Annotated in this window: 21 protein-coding genes; 4 read left to right on the top strand and 17 right to left on the bottom strand. The window is 57.1% G+C overall.

The window, feature by feature from the left end:
- The coding region (gene fbaA / locus ACN080_RS06845; RefSeq protein ID WP_419113369.1) for a class II fructose-bisphosphate aldolase at nt 1-1,021 on the bottom strand (1,021 nt) is incomplete at its 3' end.
- Nucleotides 1,022-1,394: 373 nt separating this feature from the next.
- Nucleotides 1,395-3,005, bottom strand: a complete 1,611-nt coding sequence (locus ACN080_RS06840) for an SLC13 family permease (protein ID WP_419098986.1) — start codon at nt 3,003-3,005, stop codon at nt 1,395-1,397.
- Between the two features lie 382 nt (nt 3,006-3,387).
- On the opposite strand from ACN080_RS06840, the gene ACN080_RS06835 reads away from it, so the two are divergent.
- Nucleotides 3,388-4,266, top strand: coding sequence for a hypothetical protein (locus ACN080_RS06835; RefSeq protein WP_419113368.1), 879 nt, complete (start codon nt 3,388-3,390; stop codon nt 4,264-4,266).
- Nucleotides 4,267-4,358: 92 nt separating this feature from the next.
- Here the strand turns inward: ACN080_RS06835 and ACN080_RS06830 are convergent, their stop codons facing one another.
- The 5 genes from ACN080_RS06830 to ACN080_RS06810 all read right to left on the bottom strand — a co-directional run bounded on the left by ACN080_RS06830 (nt 4,359) and on the right by ACN080_RS06810 (nt 8,227).
- Nucleotides 4,359-5,045: a TrmH family RNA methyltransferase gene (locus tag ACN080_RS06830; RefSeq protein WP_419113367.1), complete on the bottom strand. Its 687-nt coding sequence runs from the start codon at nt 5,043-5,045 to the stop codon at nt 4,359-4,361.
- A 221-nt stretch (nt 5,046-5,266) separates the two neighbouring features.
- Entirely contained in the window at nt 5,267-5,848 is a 582-nt protein-coding gene (gene pyrE, locus ACN080_RS06825) for an orotate phosphoribosyltransferase (protein WP_419098983.1), read from the bottom strand.
- 137 nt (nt 5,849-5,985) lie between these two features.
- Nucleotides 5,986-6,939 (bottom strand): hypothetical protein, encoded by a 954-nt coding sequence (locus ACN080_RS06820; RefSeq protein ID WP_419110963.1) that lies wholly within the window; start codon nt 6,937-6,939, stop codon nt 5,986-5,988.
- Nucleotides 6,936-7,844: an ATP-binding cassette domain-containing protein gene (locus tag ACN080_RS06815; RefSeq protein WP_419104139.1), complete on the bottom strand. Its 909-nt coding sequence runs from the start codon at nt 7,842-7,844 to the stop codon at nt 6,936-6,938. The genes ACN080_RS06820 and ACN080_RS06815 overlap by 4 nt, the downstream gene beginning before the upstream one ends.
- Nucleotides 7,841-8,227, bottom strand: a complete 387-nt coding sequence (locus ACN080_RS06810; protein WP_419104138.1) for a GntR family transcriptional regulator — start codon at nt 8,225-8,227, stop codon at nt 7,841-7,843. The genes ACN080_RS06815 and ACN080_RS06810 overlap by 4 nt, the downstream gene beginning before the upstream one ends.
- A 183-nt stretch (nt 8,228-8,410) precedes the next feature.
- On the opposite strand from ACN080_RS06810, the gene ACN080_RS06805 reads away from it, so the two are divergent.
- Nucleotides 8,411-8,827 (top strand): hypothetical protein, encoded by a 417-nt coding sequence (locus ACN080_RS06805; protein WP_419098978.1) that lies wholly within the window; start codon nt 8,411-8,413, stop codon nt 8,825-8,827.
- Nucleotides 8,828-8,857: 30 nt separating this feature from the next.
- Here ACN080_RS06805 and ACN080_RS06800 read toward each other — a convergent pair whose 3' ends face one another.
- The 3 genes from ACN080_RS06800 to ACN080_RS06790 all read right to left on the bottom strand — a co-directional run bounded on the left by ACN080_RS06800 (nt 8,858) and on the right by ACN080_RS06790 (nt 11,279).
- Nucleotides 8,858-10,327, bottom strand: coding sequence for an anthranilate synthase component I family protein (locus ACN080_RS06800; RefSeq protein WP_419113366.1), 1,470 nt, complete (start codon nt 10,325-10,327; stop codon nt 8,858-8,860).
- 198 nt (nt 10,328-10,525) lie between these two features.
- A complete protein-coding gene (locus ACN080_RS06795; RefSeq protein WP_419113365.1) occupies nt 10,526-10,858 on the bottom strand; it encodes a hypothetical protein in 333 nt (110 codons plus the stop codon).
- 91 nt (nt 10,859-10,949) lie between these two features.
- Nucleotides 10,950-11,279 (bottom strand): rhodanese-like domain-containing protein, encoded by a 330-nt coding sequence (locus ACN080_RS06790; RefSeq protein ID WP_419098976.1) that lies wholly within the window; start codon nt 11,277-11,279, stop codon nt 10,950-10,952.
- Nucleotides 11,280-11,500: 221 nt separating this feature from the next.
- On the opposite strand from ACN080_RS06790, the gene pgm reads away from it, so the two are divergent.
- Nucleotides 11,501-13,138 carry a phosphoglucomutase (alpha-D-glucose-1,6-bisphosphate-dependent) gene (gene pgm / locus ACN080_RS06785; protein ID WP_419113364.1) on the top strand — a complete coding sequence of 546 codons (1,638 nt, stop codon included), beginning with the start codon at nt 11,501-11,503 and terminating at the stop codon, nt 13,136-13,138.
- Between the two features lie 61 nt (nt 13,139-13,199).
- Here the strand turns inward: pgm and ACN080_RS06780 are convergent, their stop codons facing one another.
- On the bottom strand, nt 13,200-13,697 hold the full coding sequence (locus ACN080_RS06780) for a hypothetical protein (protein ID WP_419098974.1): 498 nt from the start codon (nt 13,695-13,697) through the stop codon (nt 13,200-13,202).
- Nucleotides 13,698-13,939: 242 nt separating this feature from the next.
- Here ACN080_RS06780 and ACN080_RS06775 point away from each other — a divergent pair, with 242 nt between their 5' ends.
- Nucleotides 13,940-15,427 carry a peptide MFS transporter gene (locus ACN080_RS06775; RefSeq protein WP_419113363.1) on the top strand — a complete coding sequence of 496 codons (1,488 nt, stop codon included), beginning with the start codon at nt 13,940-13,942 and terminating at the stop codon, nt 15,425-15,427.
- Nucleotides 15,428-15,524: 97 nt separating this feature from the next.
- Here the strand turns inward: ACN080_RS06775 and mnhG are convergent, their stop codons facing one another.
- From mnhG to ACN080_RS06745, 6 genes are read right to left on the bottom strand one after another with little or no spacing between them, the layout of a single operon-like run.
- The gene (gene mnhG, locus ACN080_RS06770) at nt 15,525-15,878 is read right to left on the bottom strand and encodes a monovalent cation/H(+) antiporter subunit G (RefSeq protein WP_419098972.1); all 354 of its coding nucleotides are present in this window, start codon (nt 15,876-15,878) and stop codon (nt 15,525-15,527) included.
- Nucleotides 15,875-16,267 (bottom strand): monovalent cation/H+ antiporter complex subunit F, encoded by a 393-nt coding sequence (locus ACN080_RS06765; protein WP_419113362.1) that lies wholly within the window; start codon nt 16,265-16,267, stop codon nt 15,875-15,877. The genes mnhG and ACN080_RS06765 overlap by 4 nt, the downstream gene beginning before the upstream one ends.
- Nucleotides 16,264-16,845: a Na+/H+ antiporter subunit E gene (locus tag ACN080_RS06760; RefSeq protein ID WP_419113361.1), complete on the bottom strand. Its 582-nt coding sequence runs from the start codon at nt 16,843-16,845 to the stop codon at nt 16,264-16,266. Before ACN080_RS06760 ends, ACN080_RS06765 begins: the two co-directional genes overlap by 4 nt.
- Nucleotides 16,842-18,458, bottom strand: coding sequence for a Na+/H+ antiporter subunit D (locus ACN080_RS06755; RefSeq protein ID WP_419104131.1), 1,617 nt, complete (start codon nt 18,456-18,458; stop codon nt 16,842-16,844). The genes ACN080_RS06760 and ACN080_RS06755 overlap by 4 nt, the downstream gene beginning before the upstream one ends.
- Nucleotides 18,459-18,461: 3 nt before the next feature.
- Nucleotides 18,462-18,974 carry a Na(+)/H(+) antiporter subunit C gene (locus tag ACN080_RS06750; protein WP_419110972.1) on the bottom strand — a complete coding sequence of 171 codons (513 nt, stop codon included), beginning with the start codon at nt 18,972-18,974 and terminating at the stop codon, nt 18,462-18,464.
- Between the two features lie 3 nt (nt 18,975-18,977).
- On the bottom strand, nt 18,978-22,091 hold the full coding sequence (locus tag ACN080_RS06745; protein WP_419113360.1) for a Na+/H+ antiporter subunit A: 3,114 nt from the start codon (nt 22,089-22,091) through the stop codon (nt 18,978-18,980).
- Nucleotides 22,092-22,113 lie beyond the last annotated feature (22 nt).

The following is a 22,113-nucleotide window of genomic DNA, read 5'->3' as shown; positions in this document are numbered from 1 at the left end:
TAAGGGAGGTGCCAACAGAGCCGAGCTGCTGAGCGGCTTCAACCACACGAGCGGTCATACCAGCCTCAGCTGCAGCACCCCATACGCGGGGATCGTAGGTCTTCTTGTTGCCAACTTCGCCATCTACCTTGAGCACACCATCGTAGTTGCGGAACATATGATCGGCTACAGGACGGGTGTAGGCATACTGGGTGTCGGTGTCGATGTTCATCTTGATAACACCGTAGGAAACTGCATCTGCAATCTCCTGCTCGGTGGAACCTGAGCCGCCGTGGAAGACCAGGAAGAAGGGCTTTTCGCCCTTGCCGTACTTAGCGCCGACCTCGGTCTGGATTTCCTTGAGCAGTTCGGGGCGTAGGTGGACGTTACCGGGCTTGTAGACGCCGTGGACGTTACCGAAGGTCAGAGCTGCCATGTAGGTGCCCTTTTCGCCCAGGCCGATGGCCTCAACGGTCTTGATGGCGTCCTCAACAGTGGTGTAGAGGGAATCGTCGATAGCGCCCTCAACGCCGTCTTCCTCGCCGCCCACAGCGCCGATTTCAACTTCCAGAACCTGACCGGTTTTAGCGGTGCGAGCGATCAGTTGCTGAGCGATTTCCAGGTTCTCTTCCAGGGAGATAGCGGAGCCGTCCCACATGTGTGAGTTGAAGATGGGGGCTTCACCGCGAGCTACGGCCTTCTCTGACTCTTCGAGCAGGGGCAGGACGAAGCCGTCCAGCTTGTCCTTGGGGCAGTGGTCGGTGTGCAGAGCAATGTTGACGTCGTACTGCTTAGCAACTTCGCGTGCGTACGCGGCAAAAGCAAGTGAGCCAGCAACCATGTTCTTCTTGGTGGAGCCCGACCAGTAGGCTGCGCCACCGGTAGAAGCCTGGATGATGCCGTCTGAGCCTGCCTCAGCGAAACCGGCGATGGCTGCGTTGAGGGTCTGTGATGAGGTTACGTTAACGGCGGGGTAGGCAAAGCCCTTAGAGCGGGCGTTTTCGAGCATTTCTGCGTAGACTTCGGGGGTTGCAATAGGCATGCTGACTCCTCATATGTTGGGTTGGGCCACCCGGTTGGCGGCCTGCTGTGAGTTGGTGCCCGCTCCCCCGACCCGTCTAAGGTGCAGAGGTGGGCGCCTGCCTGGTTCCCAGTTTACCAAGGGTAGCGGTGCAATGGGGAGCTTTCCCACATTAATTTCGGGCATAAACCCACTCAAAACAATGTGTTCGGGGGGTAAATACCAGGCACCTTCCCCCTCTAATCGGCGATAAGTGGAAAATAATGTTGTTTTTTATGGGTTTGCCTGCCAGGCCACCAACTGCCAGGCAAGATCACAAAAGCAGGGAACCCTCCAGCTACCGGACCTCCGAATTCAGGACAGGCAGCTAGAGGGCTCTAGCCTCGGGCTCAACCTATAAGCCAAAGACCCAGACAGCTAAAGTCATGGTCACTGCGGTGATGGCCACAATACAGAAAATGTTCAGCCAAAGACCGCCCTTGACCATCTGCCCAATGGTCACATAACCAGACCCGTAGGCGATGGCGTTGGGCGGGGTTGCAACAGGCAGCATAAAAGCGCAGGTTGCCGCCAAGGCAACAGGAATAGCTAGAACCATAGGCGCCTGGCCCATACCCATCGCAATACCACCGGCAACAGGCAGGAAGGTAGCTGCCGTTGCGGTATTGGACGTCAGCTCGGTCAGGAAAATAACACCGGCGGTTACCATCAAGACAAGGAACACTAGAGGAACTGCGCCCATACCTCCTACCAGTTTGCCAATCCAATCAGTGAGGCCCGATCCGGTGAACTGGGATGAAAGGGCTAGCCCCCCGCCAAAGAGCAAGAGAACGCCCCAGGGAAGTTTAGTGGCTGTCTCCCAATCAATCAGGCGTACACCTTTCTGAGCTGTCCCACCGGCAGGGAGGGCAAAGAGGATAAGGCCCACCAGCACCGCGATACCTGCATCTGTGATAGGAGCTGGTTTAGACCAGATGAGGGGAACAAAAATCCAGGCCAGAGCTGCGGCGATAAAGATAATGAGCACACGCAGTTCGCCGGACCCCATGGGGCCTAGCTTGGCGTATTCCTGGGCAATAAGTTTCTTGCCTCCGGGGATTTCGCTGATTTCTGGTTTAAAAAATACTTTAGTTAGCAGGAACCAGCAGCAAAAAAGGGTAACTATGGACAGGGGAACGCCCACCAGCATCCACTGACCAAAGCCAATCTGGATACCGTGGGTATCTGCCATATAACCGGCTAGAAGGGTATTAGGAGGGGTTCCGATGAGAGTTCCCAGGGACCCAATAGAGGCCGCATACGCTATCCCCAACATCAGAGCGGTCCCAAAATTGGAGTTGATGACAGCCTGCTTGACCTGCTGGCTCTCTGCGGCAGCGCCCTCCTCAATCTGTATCTGGGTTGACCCGCTTGCCTGGGCTATCAGCATGAGCACTGAAACTCCGATGGGGATCATCATGACAGCGGTAGCGGTATTGGAAACCCACATGGACAGAAAACCGGTGGCGATCATGAAACCGGCTACCATGGTTGACGATTTGGTGCCCATAGATTTAAGAGTGAGCAGGGCAATACGGCGGTGAAGGTTCCAGCGTTGCATGGCAAGCGCCAGCAGAAAGCCACCCATGAAAAGGAAGATGATGCTGTTGCCGTAGCTAGCTCCTACCTCATTAATTTTCACCTCTGGGTTCAGGACAGGGAAAACGACTAAAGGTAAGAGCGCGGTGGCGGGGATAGGTAGTGCTTCTGTCATCCACCAGATGCCCATGAGCACAGCCATGGCAGCGGTGAGACGGGCAGGGTGGGATAGGTCCGCTGGCATCGCGAAATAGATTACGAGGGCAAGAAGCAGACCACCCAGAAGTCCCAGCAAGCGCTTAGTGCGTTCCTTGGCTTCGACCTCTGGTGCCTGGGAGCCTCGGGATCGGTGGATCTGATCGATGGACTGGGTGGGGGTGGCACTGTATTTCTGTAGGTGATCACCCGTAATATGGGGTTTGTTCATGCTGAGACCTCACGTCTTTGTGTGTTCAGGGAAGCGACCCTTGCAGACTGCTGGTAGCCAGCTACGAGAGTGCAGATTATCAATCTACCCGATATCTGCCTTTGTGAAGTGGACGCGGGGCATGTCATCTCCTCCATGACTGGCGACCTTTAATTATCAGCCCCCTTCTGGTTGTATCTGAGCTCGCTACTGACTCCCGGACCGGTGGCACGCACGCTAACCTCTCAGCAGAAGCCTTCTGGGGGGGGTAAGAAATAAACGACAATAGGAATCAAAGGCCTTGAATTATCCTCTGAGTAGATTAGAAAAACGCTCTTTAAGGTATCGCTGGCACAAGCTGGCCTTCACTTTATCTGTCTTACTCACGTCTCTCACTGTTTGTATGGCCTTAGCGATTGCTGGAGTTTTCCTCTTCTTCCCAGAGATGAGCAGCGCTCTTGATACAAAGGCCCTGGATGAGATTTATCAGTTCGTAGTGCTGGCACTTGTTTTTCCTTTTGCCCTGGGATTTATTCGCCTACTCAAGTCCGCGCAATCAAAAACCAAGGGCTGCCTAGTTGATAGCCAGCAATTTCCCCAGGTGTTAAGTACCCTTGAGGGGCTAGCTCACGATGCCGGTTTAGAGCGGACTCCTCTGGTGGTTGTGGTTCCGGGTCTTGAGGGACTGTCTCATTCTCTGCAAGCAGGAGGCGAATCGGTTATCCTCATTCATTCAGACCTCCTCAATGCCCCTCGCCCAGATGGTACCCTGGGTGCGCTCCATTTTGCCTTGGCCCGGGAAGTCGGTAACCTTTCGGCTAACCATCAGGCGCTCTGGTACGAGTTTTCAACTACGGTCAGCCAATCCATCCCGTTCTTGAAGAACCTGTTGAATTGGACAGAGACCTATACCGCGGATCGTTACGGGGCGGCTTTGGCCCCGGAATATGCGGCAGACTATTTTGGGGTCTTGGCTCTTTCAAAGGACTGCTGGCTGGACTTTCACCCCTCTCAAACAATTAAGAGGGCTGGCAGGGAAAAGATTTTTAACCTGGTGGCTGCTTGGACGAACCCAGCCCCGCCGCTACCTTGGCGTATGCTTGCGCTAGCCCACCTGGGAGTTTTTAGGGGAGATATGGTTGGTCCTCCTCATATCAGCACCCAAGATCTTGAAAAATATCATGCGCCCCTATTCTCTAAACCTGCCATCCTTGAGCAAGGTGCTGAGGGCCAGATGGTAGCCCAGGGTAGCCTGCGGGACCATTTTGCCCATAGCAACTAAGTCAAACGGTTTTTCTTCTGGAAGACAGTTTTCTTCCCTGGCTCATAATTTATGGTACTCATGAAGTCAGCCATCCTCGATACATAAAACCGCTAGGAGACTTTCTGCCCGAAAACGTGCCTGCGGATCCAGGCGTGCATAGCAACCGCCGCCGCAGAAGCCGCGTTCATGGAACGGGTTGAGCCAAACTGCTCAATGGAGAGGGTAGCAACCGCCGCCTCATGAATCTGGGGCGATAGCCCAGGGCCTTCCTGCCCAAAGACCAGCACGCATTTCTTGGGCAGGTCGTAGGTTTCAAGCTGTTGGGAATCAGGGAAAATATCAATCCCAATAACAGCAACACCCTGGGAGTCTGCCCAGGCCAGAAAGTCTTCGATGGTGGGGTGATGGCGCACATGCTGGTAGCGGTCGGTCACCATGGCACCGCGGCGGTTCCAGCGACGCCTACCAATAATGTGGACCTCCCGTGCGAGAAAAGCATTAGCGGTGCGGACCACGGTTCCGATGTTCAGGTCGTGTTGCCAGTTCTCGATAGCTACGTGGAATTCATGCCGGTGCTGGTCGAGGTCTGCAATGATTGCTTCCATGCGCCAGTAGCGATACTTATCTACCACGTTACGGCGGTCACCCTCGCGCAATAGTTCGGGGTCCCAGTGGTCCCCTTCGGGCCAGGGACCCTCCCAGGGGCCGACGCCAACCTCTCGTTCGGGTTCGCTAACCTCACTACTGGGCTCAGCAACCTTGGCGAGGGCCTCTGCTTCAGTGTTCTTCTCGTTCATACGTGTTTACTACAACTCCAGGGCTAGGCGTTCGGGGTAGAGCCTATAGGAAAAGGGCAAAATTGTATCCGCGCAACCCTGGCTCGGGGCTGGCGTATAAGGGTTACCAGTGGGAAGGCGGTGGACGCACCAGAAGCCGACTGGCTCGGGGGCTGGCGTTTAAGGGTGTCGGCGGGGCGCGTCCAGCGCATCTTTGTCTGCTTTTATCTGCCTTTAAAGGTTTAGTCCAGACCCAAGTCGCTCTTGGAGTAGGCGTAGAGGCAGGGCACACCCGCGACTTCTTCGATATGCTCCTTGGCGCCGGTGGCTCGGTCAACGATAACGGCGACAGCGACAACTTCAGCCCCCGCATTACGGAGGGCTTCAACGGCAGTAAGGGCTGACCCACCGGTGGTGGAGGTGTCCTCCACAGCGACCACGCGGCGACCTACCACGCTGGGGCCTTCAACCTGGCGACCCATACCGTAGGACTTCTGGGCTTTACGAACAACAAAGGTGTCGATAGCGCGACCCTGATCACCTGCGGTGCGCATAATAGCGTGGCCCACCGGGTCAGCACCCATGGTCAAGCCACCTGCTGCCTCAAATTCAATACCGGCCTTATCAAGAAGGTCGAGCATGACCTGGCCGACTAGGCGGGAGGCTTCGTGGTGCAGGGTAATGCGGCGCAGGTCAACGTAATAGTTAGCTTCTTTGCCGGAGGCTAGGGTTACTTTTCCGCGAACTACAGCCAATTCGCTGATGAGCTGGCGGAGGCGTTCGCGGGCGGCTTCGATGGGGAGATTTTCGGAGAGGGTAGTCATGGGTTTTAGTCTAGTAGATGGGGTGGGCGGGGCTTGTTTTTGGGTGGGAGAATCCCGGCAGGTGAAAAATTATTCAGCCCCGGCCACTCTATAAAGCACCGCCCCGGATCAGGAAGGCCGGGACGGGCAAAGAGGGTCTAGCGCAGGGAAGTTCTGGCCCAGGTCATAGTTGCGACCAGATAAGACACCGCGGCAGCTCCCAAGAGTAACCCGTAATGTCCAATAATAGAAGCGAGTTCAGGGACATTGACAATATTGGTGTGCTCGTCCAGAAACCCACCACTTGCCTCGGCAACTTCCCAGCCGTTAAAGCTGGAATAATTGGACTCAAATTGCTCCCAGAGGGTACTGATTCCCATGTCCCAAAGGTGTCCACCGAAAAGGTTACGGCTGATGGCTAGCGCCCCTATAACGGTCAAGATGAGAGCCACGGAGCCTGTGACCTTGCCCCACCGCAGGTAGAGGGCTGCCACAGCGATTCCAGCGACCTGAACCGCAATCAGCACCGCCAACCAGGTTGCCAGGTAGCTGCCCAGAGCGTAGAAACGCCCCGGGGTTGAGTAGCTCTGCCAGAAGGCGAAGGGCCAGGGGTCCAGCTCTGGGTTAAAGACCTGCCAGCCCTTACCGTAACCGTGTGTCACGAGCTCGATAACAGATGTCAGTGCGTAGATAAGCGTTGCAAGGCTAGCCCGGAAAAGGGAGAGCAGGGTAAAACCGCCCAGGTAGCTCCACCGGGTTCGTCCCATGTTGAGGACGAGCTGTGCATGAGAATAAAAACCCAGAAGGGAAGAGACTCCTAGCACCACGGGGACGATAGTGGTGTGCAAAGAATTTGCGTTGATAAAGCCACCGTGGGCACCAAACGACATTCCGGTGAGCAGACTGTTGATGCCAACAAGGAGCATAATCAGCGCGGCAATCCCGATGGGCAGTAGTAGCGGAAGTAGGGTTGCCATTGTTTTCTGGTTGCGTAGCATGTGGAAGACAGCCCAGCTCCCCTGAATTCGGGCGGAGCGTGCCCGCCTTTTCTTCTCAGCTCCGGGGGCGTGGAGCCCTGTTTCCTCAGCCCAAACTGGGTTTGTTGCGGTCATGAGAGCTCTCCTTGTGTAATCTGGTCAGTATTTTTCCGGCTATGGGCGGCAACGGTGTCCTGGAGTGAGACCGGCTGGACACCAACGCCCAGCTTGCCCGCAAGTTCCTCGTTCTCTGCTGTGAGAGCGGCAGCCACTACAAGACTCCGCATAGAGCCGATTGCGCGGTCGCGCACCACAAAGCCCTCCAGGGAGGTCTTGGCAAGGTAAACAGAAACAGCGTCCTGGTTCCCCGCAACCTCGTGGGCGGTGTAGGTGGCGTCCTCAGCGTCACCGGTAAAGACCAGTTCACCCCGGTCAATCAAGATGACGCGGTTAAGCAGGGGTGAGATTTCGTCGAGCAGGTGGGTGGAAATAATAAAGGTGCGCGGGTGGGCGCTAAAGTCTTCGAGCAGGCGATCGTAGAAGAGGGCGCGTGCTACCGGGTCAAGGCCGGTGTAGGGCTCGTCCATCAGGGTCAGGTCTGCGCGGCTGGCAAGGGCAACCGCGATACCCAGGGCTGATTTTTGCCCGTCCGAGAGCCTGCGGGCACGGGCCTTGAACGGAATCTCAAAATCAAGCAGTAGCGATAGCGCCAGGGACTGATCCCAGTTGGGGTGAGCCAGCCGGCCCATCTTGAGCACCTGGAAAACCCGCAGGTCATCAGGGTAGCTCTGGTTGGTTCTTTGCAGGTGGGTTCTAGCGATAGTGGTGGCATTAAGGCTCTGCCCAAAGAGCTCTATCTGTGAGCCCTTATCGGGCAGGGTCTGGCCGGTCAGTGCCGTCAGCAGGGTTGTTTTACCGGCACCATTCCTACCTGCTAGGCCGTAGATGAGGCCTTCTTCGATCTCCAGGTTAATACCGTCCAGGGCCTTGGTGCCCCGGAAGGTTTTGCTGAGGTTCTGTGTGCGGGCGATGGTGTTCATGCGTTCTCCCCTGTCTTGCTAGCGGCCTCACTCAGGCCAGCTTGCAGGGCAGCGAGTACCTCGTCACTGCTGAGCCCCAGCACCCTGGCTTCTTCGACCAGAGGGGTGATATAGCCTGCGATAAATTCTTTGCGCCGAGCAGAGCGCAGAATGTCTTGTGCTCCTTGAGCCACAAACATGCCGATACCTCTCTTCTTGTAGAGCACCCCTTGGTCTACCAGGAGGTTGACGCCCTTACCGGCTGTTGCCGGGTTGATGCGGTAGAAGGCCGCAAATTCGTTGGTCGATGGGACCTGTGATTCTTCGGGGTAGGTTCCCGCGAGGATCTGACCGCTAATGTGGTCCGCAATTTGTTGGAAGATGGGTTTATCACCGGTGAGCATGGGCACCCCCCTTTCTCTGTATGCACCAAACCACGCTAGTTGGTTCATTGGTTAGTTAGTTATGTAACTAACCTAAGGCATGGACTCAGTTAAAGCAATACAAGGCTCTCTACAAAAGAAGAATAAAATAAACGGAGACTCCACCGGGAGGCGCAGGCCCACCGCTGGCCTACTATAAAAACCATGAACCTTTTTGCACACGATACCAGCGAAACCACCGGCCAAAAGATAACCCGCTACACCCTGGGCGCGGGCCTGACCACCATGGGGGCCCTTCATTTTAAGCGCGATAAGGTACCCAGCTTTGCCTCCATCGTTCCGCCCTGGGTTCCGGGGAGCGCAAAGCAGGTAGTCTACGCTTCTGGGGTTGCCGAGCTCGGTGTGGGGCTGGGTCTGCTGGCCGCACCGGGGGCACGTCGCATCACTGGACTAGGGGCCGCCGCCCTCTTCACTGCGGTCTACCCGGCGAACATCTACCAGTACACCCACAAGATTGATATTCCCGGCCTACTGGATTCCGACGCTAAGCGACTGCGCCGCCTGCCCCTCCAGATCCCCCTGATTGCGGCGGGTCTTTATCTTGCCCGCAAGGCCCGCTAACACCTCACAGGCTTACGCGAGCGGGCTTCTTTAGCCCAGCCTGCCCAGCTGCGGCGGCAGGGCCGCCGCCAGCTTGGTCAGCATCTCTTCGTACTCAGCATCCGGGTCTGAATCAGCCACAATAGCACCACCCGCGCTCAGACTGACCTGCCCGGAGGACGAAATCACCAAGGCCCTAATCACGATGGACAGATTGACGGCACCCGTCGCAGAAAAGAAGCCTAGAGCCCCCGAATAGATACCGCGAGCGCGCCCCTCTAACCGGTCAATGATATCCATGGTGGACGGTTTGGGTGCCCCGGTCATAGAGCCACCGGGGAAGCAGGCCAGGGCGGCTTCTACCCTGCCTACCTGCGGGCGCATCTGCGCTTGAACCGTGGAGACGAGCTGGTGTACGGTCTGGTAGCTTTCAACCCCCATGAGGACGGGGACCCGCACCGACTCCGGGTAGCTGATGCGGGAGAGGTCGTTGCGCAGCAGGTCAACGATCATGAGGTTCTCAGCCCTGGTTTTGGGGTCGTGCGCTAGCCAGTAGGCGCGGCGGGCATCCTCTAGGGGGTCATCTGTGCGTTCAATGGTGCCTTTAATGGGTTTAGTCTCCACCTGCCCCGCTGGGCTGATGGTCAGGAACCGTTCGGGTGACGAGCTCAGAATATAGAAGCTGTCGCAGTGTATAAAGGCCGCGTAGGGGGCGGGGTTATGTTGGCGCTGAAGCAGGTAGGTTGCTAGGGCCTGCTCTGGGGAAACCGGGGTGACGGTGCTGGCCTGGGTTTGGGCGGTCAGACAGATCTCGTAGCTCTTGCCGTCTGCGATTTCTTGCTGGCAGGTGCGAACATCGGCGGTGTAGTCGGTGCGGGTGGGTGGGGAGAATACCAGGCCGCTCATAGGCTGGGCATCGGCGCCTGCGGTGGGTGGAGCAGTTGATTCTTCCCCGGCATAGTCGCAAAGAGCTGCCTCGATAGCATCAAGCCAAGCTGTGTCCCCTACCAGCCAGCTCTGCCCGCCCTGATGGTCATAAAGCATGTAGCGCACAGCTTGAAGCCAGGCCCCGTCTGGGGTGGGTGAGCTATGGGTCACCGGTGAGCCTGGCTCGGTGCGTGCCCGGTATTCGTAGCCAAAGTAGCCAACGTAGCCACCCAGTAGAGCTTCGTCCAGCTGGCCGGGGGCACCGTTCACGGCAGGCCCCTGCGCCAGATAGGTGCTGAGTCCCCGGTCCAAGCTACCGGGTACACGCCCTACCTCTTGGCCTGACCCGTTGAGCTCACGGTAGACGGGCTCACGGGCATCGTCACTGATAAGAACCCGCCCCTCTGCAGGCACCACCCCCAGGTAGGAGTAGCGCGACATAGGAGATTCTGGGCGGGCGGAATCCAGCCAGAAGGAATAGCGGGAACCTGCCGAGATCAGCCGGTAGGCCCGGGCACAGTCTACGGCAAAGCCCAGCGGCCTAACCTGGATGCTAGCACCGGGCACATAGCGGGGGTGGTTCGGAAAGTTCACCCGGATAGTCTAACTGCTCTTCCAGCCATAGGTAGCTGGCAGACTGGATTATCTATTTCCCTATGGTGAATAAGATCCCCTGGTGCGAACAGGATTCTCAGGCTTCATTCCCAGACTTTGGGCAACTGGCTGGTTCCACCATTTAAAAAACTGCCCCCTGTTAAAGGGGGCAGTGTAAGAAGCAGTTTGGCTCTAGGCCTAGCTAGCTAGCATGGCCCGAAGCACGAGCGTAAGAACCCAAAGAGCTACAGCGACGGCACCAAGAACTACCGCAACGGTGTTGAGTGTCTTTGAGTTACCCTGAACGACTCCGGCCTGGGCTAGTTTTTTGCTGGTTTTAAGACCATAAATCCCCAAGAATAAGGAGGGCAATGCCAATATGCCAATGACCAGGGACAGGGCAGCCAAGACAATAGCGCCGATACCATAATTCTTAGCGTTCTTAATATCTTTAGCGATCTCCGGGTGATGAACGGGGCCACCTTGCTGGGGCTGGTTGTTCTGATAGGGGTTATGTGATGGTGTTGTCATAACCTATAGCATAGGGGAAAAAATACCAGGTGCCATGTTTTGGTGCGGAAAACACTGAAATCTTCCTCCTTTTGCCCTATCGATCTACCGCCTAGCGGACCTGCGGCTCCTGCCCGTTTTCAGAAACCATAGGGAGTTCAGCGTCCTGCCAGGCGCCCATACCGCCAATAACGTTAATGGCATCGAAACCGTACTGGTTCAGGTAGGCCACGGCCCTCAAGGAACGGCCTCCGGCACGGCAAATAACGTACACATCCTCATCGAGCGGAACGTCACCGTAACGCTCGGGAACCTCACCCAGGGGAATATGCTGAGCGCCCTCAATATGGCCCTCTACCCACTCGTAATCCTCGCGCACATCCAAAATCTTTGCGCCATCAGGAATCTGATCCACTGTTACCTGGGGAATATCTTCGTTCACAGGTTTACCCTTTCATAGGTTTCACGTTCAGTCTCAGCTTATGCCCGGGCAAGGCCTAGCCACAAGCCCAACAAGCGCCGGGCAGCGGGACTCCTGGGTACCCAATCCCGCTAGCGGGTTCACTCTGACTAGCCAAGTTAATCCTGTAACACACCTACATTTACGCCAGTCACGGCCTAATCTGTACCTTTTGCCAAGACCTGCGGGCTACTCTTAGAAGTATGTCCACTCGCGCAGGCACTCTTGCCACCCCAGAAGACCTTGTTAACCTCGATGCGCTCATCGGCGCCTACTATGACCTAACCCCCGATCTGAAGGACCCCACCCAACGGGTAGCTTTTGGAACATCGGGGCACCGAGGCAGCTCCCTGAAAGCATCCTTCAACGATGCTCACATTGCCGCTATCTCGCAGGCTATCGCTGAGTACCGCACCGCCCAGGGTATTAGCGGCCCGCTCTTTATGGGCAAAGACACCCACGCGCTCTCCGGCCCGGCTCAAGACACTGCCCTTGAGGTTCTCGCCGCCAACGGTGTCACCGTCCTACTTGATGCCGCAGCTGGCTACGTCCCCACCCCCGCACTGTCACGTGCCATCATTGTCCACAACGCTAACCCCAGCAACAGGGCCCAGGCTGACGGCATCGTTATTACCCCCAGCCACAACCCACCCGCAGACGGTGGCTTCAAGTACAACCCCCCTCACGGCGGTCCTGCTGATTCTCACGCCACCGGCTGGATTGCCGACCGCGCTAACCAGCTCCTTGAAGGAGGCAACAAGGGGGTCAAGCGTATCTCCCTGGAACAGGCCAAGGCCGCTGAGACCAGTGGTACCTACGACTACCTGGGCGCTTACGTCAACGAGCTAGGTACCGTTATTGACCTCGATGCTATCGCCGGGTCCAGCCTCACTATTGGCGCTGACCCCATGGGCTCAGCTTCAGTGGCCTACTGGCAGCGTATCGCTGAGCAGTACAAGCTCAACCTCGAAGTTGTTAACCCGATTGTTGACCCCCAGTGGGCTTTCATGACCCTGGACTGGGACGAGAAAATCCGTATGGATTGCTCTTCACCCAATGCCATGGCCTCGCTGATTGCCAACCGAGATAAGTACGACATCGCCACCGGTAACGATGCCGACTCTGACCGCCACGGTATCGTCACCCCCGACGCGGGCCTGATGAACCCCAACCATTACCTGGCAACTGCCATCGACTACCTCTACAGCAACCGCACCGGCTGGTCGTCCGCCGCAGGGGTCGGTAAGACCCTGGTGTCTTCTTCCATGATTGACCGGGTTGCCCAGTCGCTGGGTCGCAAGCTGGTTGAGGTGCCCGTTGGCTTCAAATTCTTTGTTGACGGCCTGAGCGCTGGGACCTTAGGCTTCGGTGGCGAAGAGTCAGCTGGCGCTTCCTTCCTGAACCGTCAGGGGCAGGTGTGGACTACAGATAAGGACGGTATCATTCTGGCTCTGCTGGCTTCCGAAATGACTGCTGTGACCGGTAAGACCCCGTCGCAGCGCTACGCAGAGCTAACTGACGCTTTTGGTGAGCCCGCCTACGCCCGCGTAGACGCCCTTGCAACCCGTGAACAGAAAGCTAAGCTGAGCAAGCTCTCCCCCGCCGATGTGACCGCCTCCCAGCTGGCAGGCGAGGCCATTACCGCTAAGCTCACCCAGGCACCGGGCAACGGTGCCTCCATTGGCGGTCTAAAAGTGACCACCGAGAACGCCTGGTTCGCAGCTCGCCCCTCAGGGACCGAGGACGTCTACAAGATATATGCAGAATCCTTTATCGGCCCTGATCACCTGACCCAGGTACAGAACGAAGCCAAGGCGCTGGTCGATAGCGTCATCGCCTAACCCCCGCTCGTACCTCAAGGGCCTCTTACTCCGTGCGGGGTAAGGGGCCCCCTTCCCCTGGCTAGTTTTCTGGCGGTAGGACAAACATGAAGCAGCTTTCCAAGGGGAAGAGATAGGTATCATCACATCGGTAGCCCCGTAACCAAGGAACGCCGTCCACTACGCGCAAGTAAAAGCCCTTAGGGAATGTGTGATCTTCTGAAAGTACCGGGGTAGCAACGTTGACGGCACTATCTGGCATAGAGTGGGTACCGCTCAGTATCGAAGTGTTGCTCTGGGCCTGCTCTAACCACTGCATACGCGCATACGGGGCAAGTTCAAGTGGACAGAGGCAGTAGCCTGTGGCCTGAGCACGCTCATAAACATGTTGTAGCGTTGCTGGCTCATCAAACCCTAAATCAGATAAGTTCACAAGTTCCACTGTGAACCGCCCAGATACAGCTGGGTCATAGTAATTAGATTCCAACAGAACCTGGGCATACTTGTTGGTTTGCACGCCAGTAGCAACCAGCTGCTCAGCCAACTCATTCACCGATTTGGGTTGTATCTCAAATTCCATGCTGCTACATTCCTCCTTGGAAACCAGCTATTTTCTGTTACTCTCAGCTTCTATCAGGGCTAAAGCAAGGGGTCTAAAGCATGGTGCAGGAGCCTTACCCTTTACACCAGCTACCTATGGATCCCGTCACTGCTCCTTGACCTAGCCTAAGGCCTTTGGCGGAGAGGATGTAAACTCACACAGTAAAGCAAGCAATGCCCGCACTTATGAGGCATCAACCCCAGCAACCAGGAGAAACATACATGTCTTCGCTCTCCGAAACTGCACACAAGACAAAACGAGAACACCCGGCCCCCTCCAGCGGAAAAACCTTCTTCGGCCACCCCCGAATGCTAGCTAACCTCTTCTCCGTAGAAATGTGGGAACGTTTTTCCTTCTACGGGATGCAGGTGCTCATGCTCTACTACCTCTACTGGGAAACTGAACGCGGCGGACTTGCCCTGCTCAGCGATACCTCAGCTGCAGGTGTCATGGGGGCCTACGGTGGCATGGTCTACCTGATGACCATCGTTGGTAGCATCTTTGGGGATAGGATCCTAGGGCCCGAACGCACCCTATTTTCCTCAGCTACCCTCATCATGGGCGGCCACCTGGCGCTAGCCCTTCTACCAGGTGCAAGTGGTGTTATCACCGGCCTCATCATGGTCGCTATCGGCTCTGGCGGGCTCAAAGCCAATGCCTCCGTACTAGTAGGTTCTCTCTACCAGCACGAAGACCCCCGTCGTGATGGGGGTTTCACTATCTTCTACATCGGTATTAACCTGGGTGCCCTCTTCGGCCCAGCACTGACCGGCCTTACCCGTGAAACCTACGGCTTCCACATGGCCTTCGGCCTAGCGGCGGCTGGCATGGCTATCGGCCTAATCCAATACGCTCTAACCCGAAAGAACCTGCCAGAGAGCGTCCACCAGATCTCTGCGCCCCTAAGCCCTTCCGAAAAGAAGGCCTACAGCGTAGCCGCAGTTGTCATTATTGCCGCAATTCTAGCCTTGGTCTTCACCGGCCTGATCACCCCCGACAACCTGGATACCTGGGTCATGAGCCTTATCGCGGTCTGCGCTCTCGCACTTTTCTACACTCTGCTGACCTCCAAACTCACCACTGCAGAAGAACACTCACGGGTGATCTCCTTTATCCCCATGTTCTTTGGAAGCGTGGCTTTCTGGGCGCTCTTCCAGCAACAGTTCACCGTGCTTGCTATCTACTCCGAGTCCCGTATCAACTGGAACATCATGGGTCTACAGCTCACACCGGAATTCATGAACTCCATCAACCCGATCTTCATCATCATTTTCGGTGCCGTTTTCACAGCCTTGTGGACCAGGATGGGCGAGCGCCAACCCACCACCCCCCTCAAGTTCTCCCTAGCTCTTATTCTGACCGGGGTCGCCTTCTTGCTCTTTATCCCCCAGGCTGGGAACACTGAGGTTAGCTTCCTGTGGATTGTCTTGATTCTCTTCATCTGCACCCTGGGTGAACTAGCAATCTCTCCTGTAGGTATCTCGCTAGCAACCAAGCTGGCACCCCAAAACCACCGAGTAGCCATGATGGCCCTCTACTTCACCTCTTCGGCACTTGGCACGGTGCTAGCCGGCTGGCTTGGGCGCTTCTACTCTATAGAAACCGAAGTAGCCTATTTCACTACACTAGGGCTTATAACCATCGCCCTAGGAGTAGCCCTGGGTGGTATGAATCGGTGGATTGTCCATAAAATGGCGGGAATCCGCTAACTCCTAGCCCCCTCTTTATTCCGTGTACTCAAGAGGCATACTGGCCCGTTAGGCCCTTCAATGTTCCTACCGGGCTGGCCTGTCTCATGGGGCAAGGTTAGGGTTCGGACCTATCGACTAGAGCACGCAGGTCATCGTGACGCAGGTCGTCCTTATGGAAGTGCTTGTTACGGTAGCCCGAGCGGCCCATCATATGCCCGGAAATGGGGATGGTCAGCATCTGCAGGAGCAAAATCACCAGCAGGACCGGGAGCAGGGCCCAGGAGCGGAAATGAAATCCCACCGCCAGGAGCATCAGAATCATGCCAAAAACCTGAGGCTTAGTACCCGCGTGCAAGCGCGTGAGCAGGTCCGGGAAGCGCACCAGACCGATTGCCGCGCCCAAGGACATGAGGGCACCGGCAATCATGCAGACGGCGGTGAGCACATCAAAAACCGTATCGAGACTCATTTGGGGCCCTCCTCTGACTTAACTTCGCTCTTCTTAGTTGCCGAGCGGCTCTTCTTTGAGCCCGCAAGACGCTGGCGGCGGGCCTTCAAGCGGCCAGGAGCAATAACCTTAGACGCCGGTGCGGGTTCATCAGCCTTAGAGTTATCGGCAAACCGGGCGACCGTCACCGAACCCACAAAACCAATCATGGCGATAGTAACCAGCAGAATCATGTAGAACTGGCTATCGGTCAGAATCATGAGCAGGCACAAAGCCGCAGTCAAAATGGAGAGAAGCACATCGCTGGCGAGTACACGGTCCAGGAGTGCAGGCCCTTTCCAGATCCTGTAGACGGTGCCCCAGGTGGCCAGCGTCAGCATCAGGCCTGTAGCCCAGAAAACCCAGCTCATCCTTCCTCCTTAGGGGCTACGGTCATAGCCGCTTCTTCAGCTTTGAGGACCTCGTACTCTTCTTTACTGCCAGATGCCTTGATAATGAGCGCCTCAAAATAGGCGACACTCCTGGTGAAGCGCTCAATTTCAGCGGGGGTAGAAATATTTAAAACATGGAAGTAAAGCACCGAATGGGAACGATCCACTTCAACAACCACCGAGCCCGGTATCAGCGACATGGTGTGAGAAACAGCCGTCAGCAGAAGGTCGGAGCGGGTGCGCAAAGGTACCGCAACCACCGAGTTAGACAGGGGTGGGCGGAAGATAGCGGCCAGCCACATGACCTCCACACTCGCCTTGGCGATATTCCAGAATAGGAGCACCACAAACTGAGAAGCGTAGAAGATATTGAGCCGGTTGGACAGGTAAAGAGTGGGGAGCTTAAAGACGGCCATGACCAGAAATGCCAGGAGCCCACCAAAAGCCACAAAGCGGAGCGAGAAATCCTGCCAGAGGGCACACCAGACAAAGACCAGCCAGGCAAACGGCGGAAGGGCGTGAACCAGGCCCGCCAGGCTCAGGGAAGACTTCTTCACTGGTTCACCTCCTGGGATCTGTGATCAACGATTTGCTGCTGCAAGTAGTCGGAGCGGGTGGGGGCATCCGGCCCAAAGACCGAGGTGATATACATATCGGGGGTAAAGAGGTTATCCGAGGCCTTATCAGCGAGCTGAAACAGGGGACCCGAAAACACGGTAATCAGTACGCCCACCACTACCAGGCTGACGGTCGGAAGCATCATGGTTGCGGGAATAGGCTTGGCTTGGTAGTGAGCCGGGTCCTCGGAGTGCTCGGCCATGACCAGCTCAGGGGTGGGATCTTCTGCTTCCCTAGCGGGCCGCCAGAAGGCCTTGTTCCACACGCGGGCCAGAGACAGCAGAGTCAGCAGGGAGACCCAAACACCGATTCCGGCGTTAGCGTAGGCCAGAAACCCACCATTTTCTACAGAAGCCTCCAAAAAGCCCACCTTGCCGATAAAGCCCGAGAAAGGCGGGATGCCACCCAGGTTAATGGCGGGAATGAAGTAGAGCAGGGCCAGGAAAGGCGCGGTCTTAACAAGGCCACCCAAACGGCGGGTATTGGTGGACCCGCCGCGGCGTTCCACCAAGCCAACCACCATAAAGAGGCCAGTCTGAATCACAATATGGTGAGCGATGTAGAAGACCACTGTGGTCAGACCCAGTTCATTACCCAGCGAAATCCCCCAGATCATATAGCCGATATGGCTAATCAAGATGAAAGACAGCAGACGCTTGATGTCATCCTGAGCCAGGGCACCCAAGATACCCACAACCAGAGTCAGGGCCGCTACAACCCCCAGCAGGGTATCGAGCCGTCCCTCAGGGAAGAGTAAGGTCTCGGTACGGATAATCGCGTACACACCCACCTTGGTCAGCAAGCCCGCAAACACCGCCGTCACCGGGGCCGGTGCCGTCGGGTAGGAGTCCGGGAGCCAGAGGGAAAGCGGGAACACCGCCGCCTTAATACCGAAAGCAATCAGGAGCATCAGGTGGAGTTGCATCTGGGTGCCCTCGGGCAGGGTGCCCAATTTGAGGGAAAGATCAGCCATGTTGATGGTGCCAACCGACGCGTAGACAAAGCCGATAGCGGTCAGAAAGAGCATGGATGAGACAACCGAAACCACCACATAGGTCACACCGGCCCGGATACGCGGGGTATTAGCGTTCATGGTGATTAGCACGTAGGAGGCCATGAGCAGGATCTCAAAACCCACGTAGAGGTTGAACAGGTCCCCCGCCAAGAAGGCGTTAGATACGCCCGCCAACAGAAGCAGGTAGGTGGGGTAGAAGACAGAGATGGGCACCTCATCGTCTTCATCTTGCAGGTGCTGGCCAGTAGCAAAAACCAGCACCGCCAGTGAGATGATCGAAGACACCACCAGCATGAGCGACGACAGCTGATCCACCACCATGGTGATACCAAACGGTGCCTCCCAGCCCGCTAGATGCACGGTCTGAGGCGGGCCAGACCAAGCCGAAGCCAGGAGCAGGCTCTCAAAAGCAAGGGTAGAAGCTACCGCAGTAAAGGCAATGACACGCTGAAGGCGTGCCTTGCGAGAGATAAAGGTGATGGCTGCCGCCAGGAACAGAATGATGACACAAAGAGGAGCAAGCTGGGCTATCTGCATGAGCTAGTCCGCCTTCTTGGGTGTGGCTGAGTAGGAGCCGGTGTGGATCAGTTTATTCTTCTCTTCAGCTTCAGTGAATTTTTTCTCACGGGTCTCTTCGTCACCGTCAAACTCGGAGCTATCGACCTCTGCGGCGGCGTCCTCTTCTTTGTCGAAGCTGTCTTTGATAGCAACGCGGATATCTTCGATATCATCGGTAATTTCATCGGCGCGTGAAAGCAACCAGCTACGGTAGATGATGCCCAGGACCAGGGCAGTGACTGCGCAGGAAATCACGACTGCCGTTAGAATCAGGGCCTGCGGAAGCGGATCTGAATAGTCATTTGCGGCGGCATCTGCCTTATAGAAAGGTGCCAGACCCGCCGGTCCCCCCGCATGCAGAATCAGGATGTTTGTCGCGTTGGTCATGAGCATCAGACCGAGTAGGACGCGGGTCAGGGATCGGTCCAGAATGAGGTAGACCCCCACAGCGTAGAGCACGCCCATGACCAGGATAAGGCTGAAATCAATGACCATTTCTTAGGCCTTTCCTGCTTTGGCGCGGGCTTGTTTTTCTTTTCTGCGGCGTTCGTTCATGAGCTTCAGGTCGATGCGTTCACCCAGGCTTCGCAGGATATCTAGAACCAGTCCAATCACCAGCAGGTAGACCCCGACATCGAAGATGGTGGCGGTGACAAAGTGGACCTGGCCAAAGACCGGTAGCCAGAAGTCCAGGGCATAACTGGAGAACACCGGGTCACCCCAGAAGACGGGAGCCAGGGCGTAGAGGGCTGCAATACCCAGACCTGCGCCCAGGAAAGCACCCGCAGAGAGCGGTGAGGCGGCACGAAGCTCTGCTCCCCCACCGGCTAGGTAGCGCACGGCCAAAGCCAGGCCAACAACCAGGCCGCCGGCAAAGCCGCCACCGGGCAGGTTGTGCCCGGCAAACAGCATGTAGAGGGAAACCATGATCAGGGTGTGGAAGAGCAGGCGGGTCATAACCTCCAGCAGGATGGAACGGAACTCCGGCGGCAGGGTGCGCCCGGCCACGATGAAGGGGTCACGCTCTACCGAGGAGAACTGGCCAGCGACTCGCTGTTGCACCGTAATCTGGGTGCGCTGAGCAAAGGATTTCTCGATCTTTTTCATGGTCTGGGTGTCCGGTCGGCGGGTGCTGGCAGAGTCTGCCCGCCCGCCGATAAAGAGCAAGGAGGCAACACCGGTAGCGGCCAGGGCCAGCACGGATATTTCCCCGAAGGTATCCCAGCCGCGCATATCAACCAGGGTCACATTGACCACGTTGTAGCCGTGTCCGATCTGGTAGGCCAGCTGTGGCATCTCCACGGAGATAGGTGAAAGCGAGCGAGATGAGAGCGTGAACATGGCCAGGGCCATCATGAGACCGGCAAAGCCCAAGGCAATGATGATGCGCAGGGTTTTGTGGGCCCCGTCTGCCCCGCCCTTGGTGCGGATCAGGGGGATTTTGCGGGGTAGCACGCGCATGGCCAGCACGAAAGCAACCAGGACGATGGTCTCCACCAAAAGCTGGGTGGTGGCTAGATCGGGTGCGCTCCGTAAGGCAAAGAGAATTGCCATGCCATAGCCGGTCACCGAAACCATCATGATAGCTAGGAAGCGTTTGCGGACAAAGACCACAACCAGGGCGGCCACAATCATCACAATCACAATGGACCACTGGGCCGGGGATTCGGAGACTCGCACGTTGGCCAGCGGTGGGGTTTCGTTGATGTAGAGAGCCGTGAAGGGAACAACCACGGCGGTAATCAGGATAATACCCAGGTAGAAACCCAGGGAGCCGCGCTGGGTGACACCGGTGACCCAGACCGCTAGCCTGTCCAGGGAGTCCATGAGATCGCGGTAGACAATCGAGGCATTCGGTGTTGTGGGCAGGGCGCTCTGGAGCTCTTCAATCTGCTTGCGGAAGATAAAGAGTAAGGTGCCGATTGCCATAATGGCCAGCGAAGTCAGGAGCGCCGGGGTGATGCCGTGCCAGAGGGCCAGGTGCAGGCTCAGCGGCTCAGCCTCTGCGGGGAAGGCGGTGAGGATAGGTGTAATGAAGAGGTGCACCGGTTCCGGGTAGAAGCCGTAGAGCAGGCTGAGCAGGGTCAGTACCAGCGGTGCACAAAGGAAAGTATAGGGGACCGGGTGGAAGGCGGTGTCGGGGCTGAGCTTAACTCCCCGGCGGTTGCCTTCCAGAGCGCGCGGGCTGACGGGGGTATCTGCCGGGGTGGCCTCGGCACCGGCCTGGTGCGGTAGCTGGCAGTATTTGACGCCCTCACGGTGCATGTAGGCGTAGGGCTTGACGGCGAAAGCACCCCAGACAAAGCGGGCTGAATACGCGAAGGTCAGGATAGACCCGACACAAATGGCGATCAGGGTTAGGGCGTGCTGCCAGCCCACGGTGGGGCCCAGGTAGGTTTCTAGGACGGCTTCTTTTGCCACGAAACCGGCCAGGGGCGGTAGGCCCGCCATAGAAGCGGCGGAGAGTGTGGCCAGGACAGCCAGCTTGGGCGCGTGCCGGTAGATACCGGAAAGCTTATGAATATCGCGGGTGCCGGACTGGTGGTCAATAATACCCACGGAGAGAAAGAGGCTGGCCTTGAAGAGGGAGTGGGCAACCATGAGCGCAACAGCCGCGTAGAGCGCATCGGGGGTCCCTCCCGAAATGACCAGGGCCAGGAAGCCCAGCTGGGAGACCGTACCGTAGGCCAGAATGAGTTTGAGGTCGGTCTGTTTGAGGGCGCTCCAGCCACCAAAAACCATGGTGAATGCACCAAAGATGATGAGGGTGTTCTGCCAGAGGGCAACTTCACCATAGCCGGGGGCTAGGCGGAGCAGGATATAGATACCGGCCTTGACCATAGCGGCGGCGTGCAGATAGGCAGAGACCGGGGTGGGTGCGGCCATAGCCCCGGGGAGCCAGAAGTGGAGTGGGAAAATGGCGGACTTGGACAGGGCACCGCACAGAATCAGCACCAGGGCGGTTGAGAGCATGCCCAGGCTGAGGGGCCCGTCCCCGGTGTGCGCGGCGGCCAGAAGACTTGGCCCGCGCTCTACCAGCTCGCTCAGGCTGTAGGTGCCCAGGCTGTAGCCCAGCATCACAATACCCACCAGCATAGCCAGGCCACCTGCGGTGGTAACGGTCAGCGCTTGGAGGGCTGAACGGCGGGCCGACAGGCGATGCCGGGAGTAGCCGATGAGCAGGTAGGAAAGAATGGTGGTGATTTCCCAGAAGATGAACATGACGACGAAGTCATCGGCAGTGATCAGCCCGAACATGGCACCGGCAAAACCAAAGAGATAGGCCGCGAACTGGCCGTTATCACCGGTGGAGTGCTTGAAGTAGCTGGCGCAGTAGAAGAGCACCAGCGAACCGACGCCCAGCACCAGCAGGCTCATAACCCAGGAGAGGGTATCCATGCGGAAGGTCAGCTCAAGGCTCAGTTGCGGGATCCACCGGTAGCTTTCCTGCCAGGGGGTTCCGCCCAGGATGGAGCCGGTGCGCGAGAGCACCAGCGCAAGCACCGCCGCCGAGGTAGCGGCCAGCAGGTAGAAGGTGGAGGTCCCCATGCGACGGTAGAGCCAGGGTGTGGCGATGGTGGCAAGGAGAAAAAGCGCAAGAACTATGGTCACAGGTGGGCCCTTGGTAGGTGCG

The organism is Rothia sp. CCM 9416 (assembly GCF_048513535.1).
In the GTDB taxonomy this organism is placed as follows: Bacteria; Actinomycetota; Actinomycetes; order Actinomycetales; family Micrococcaceae; genus Rothia.
This window is presented reverse-complemented; position numbering and strand designations above follow the sequence as displayed.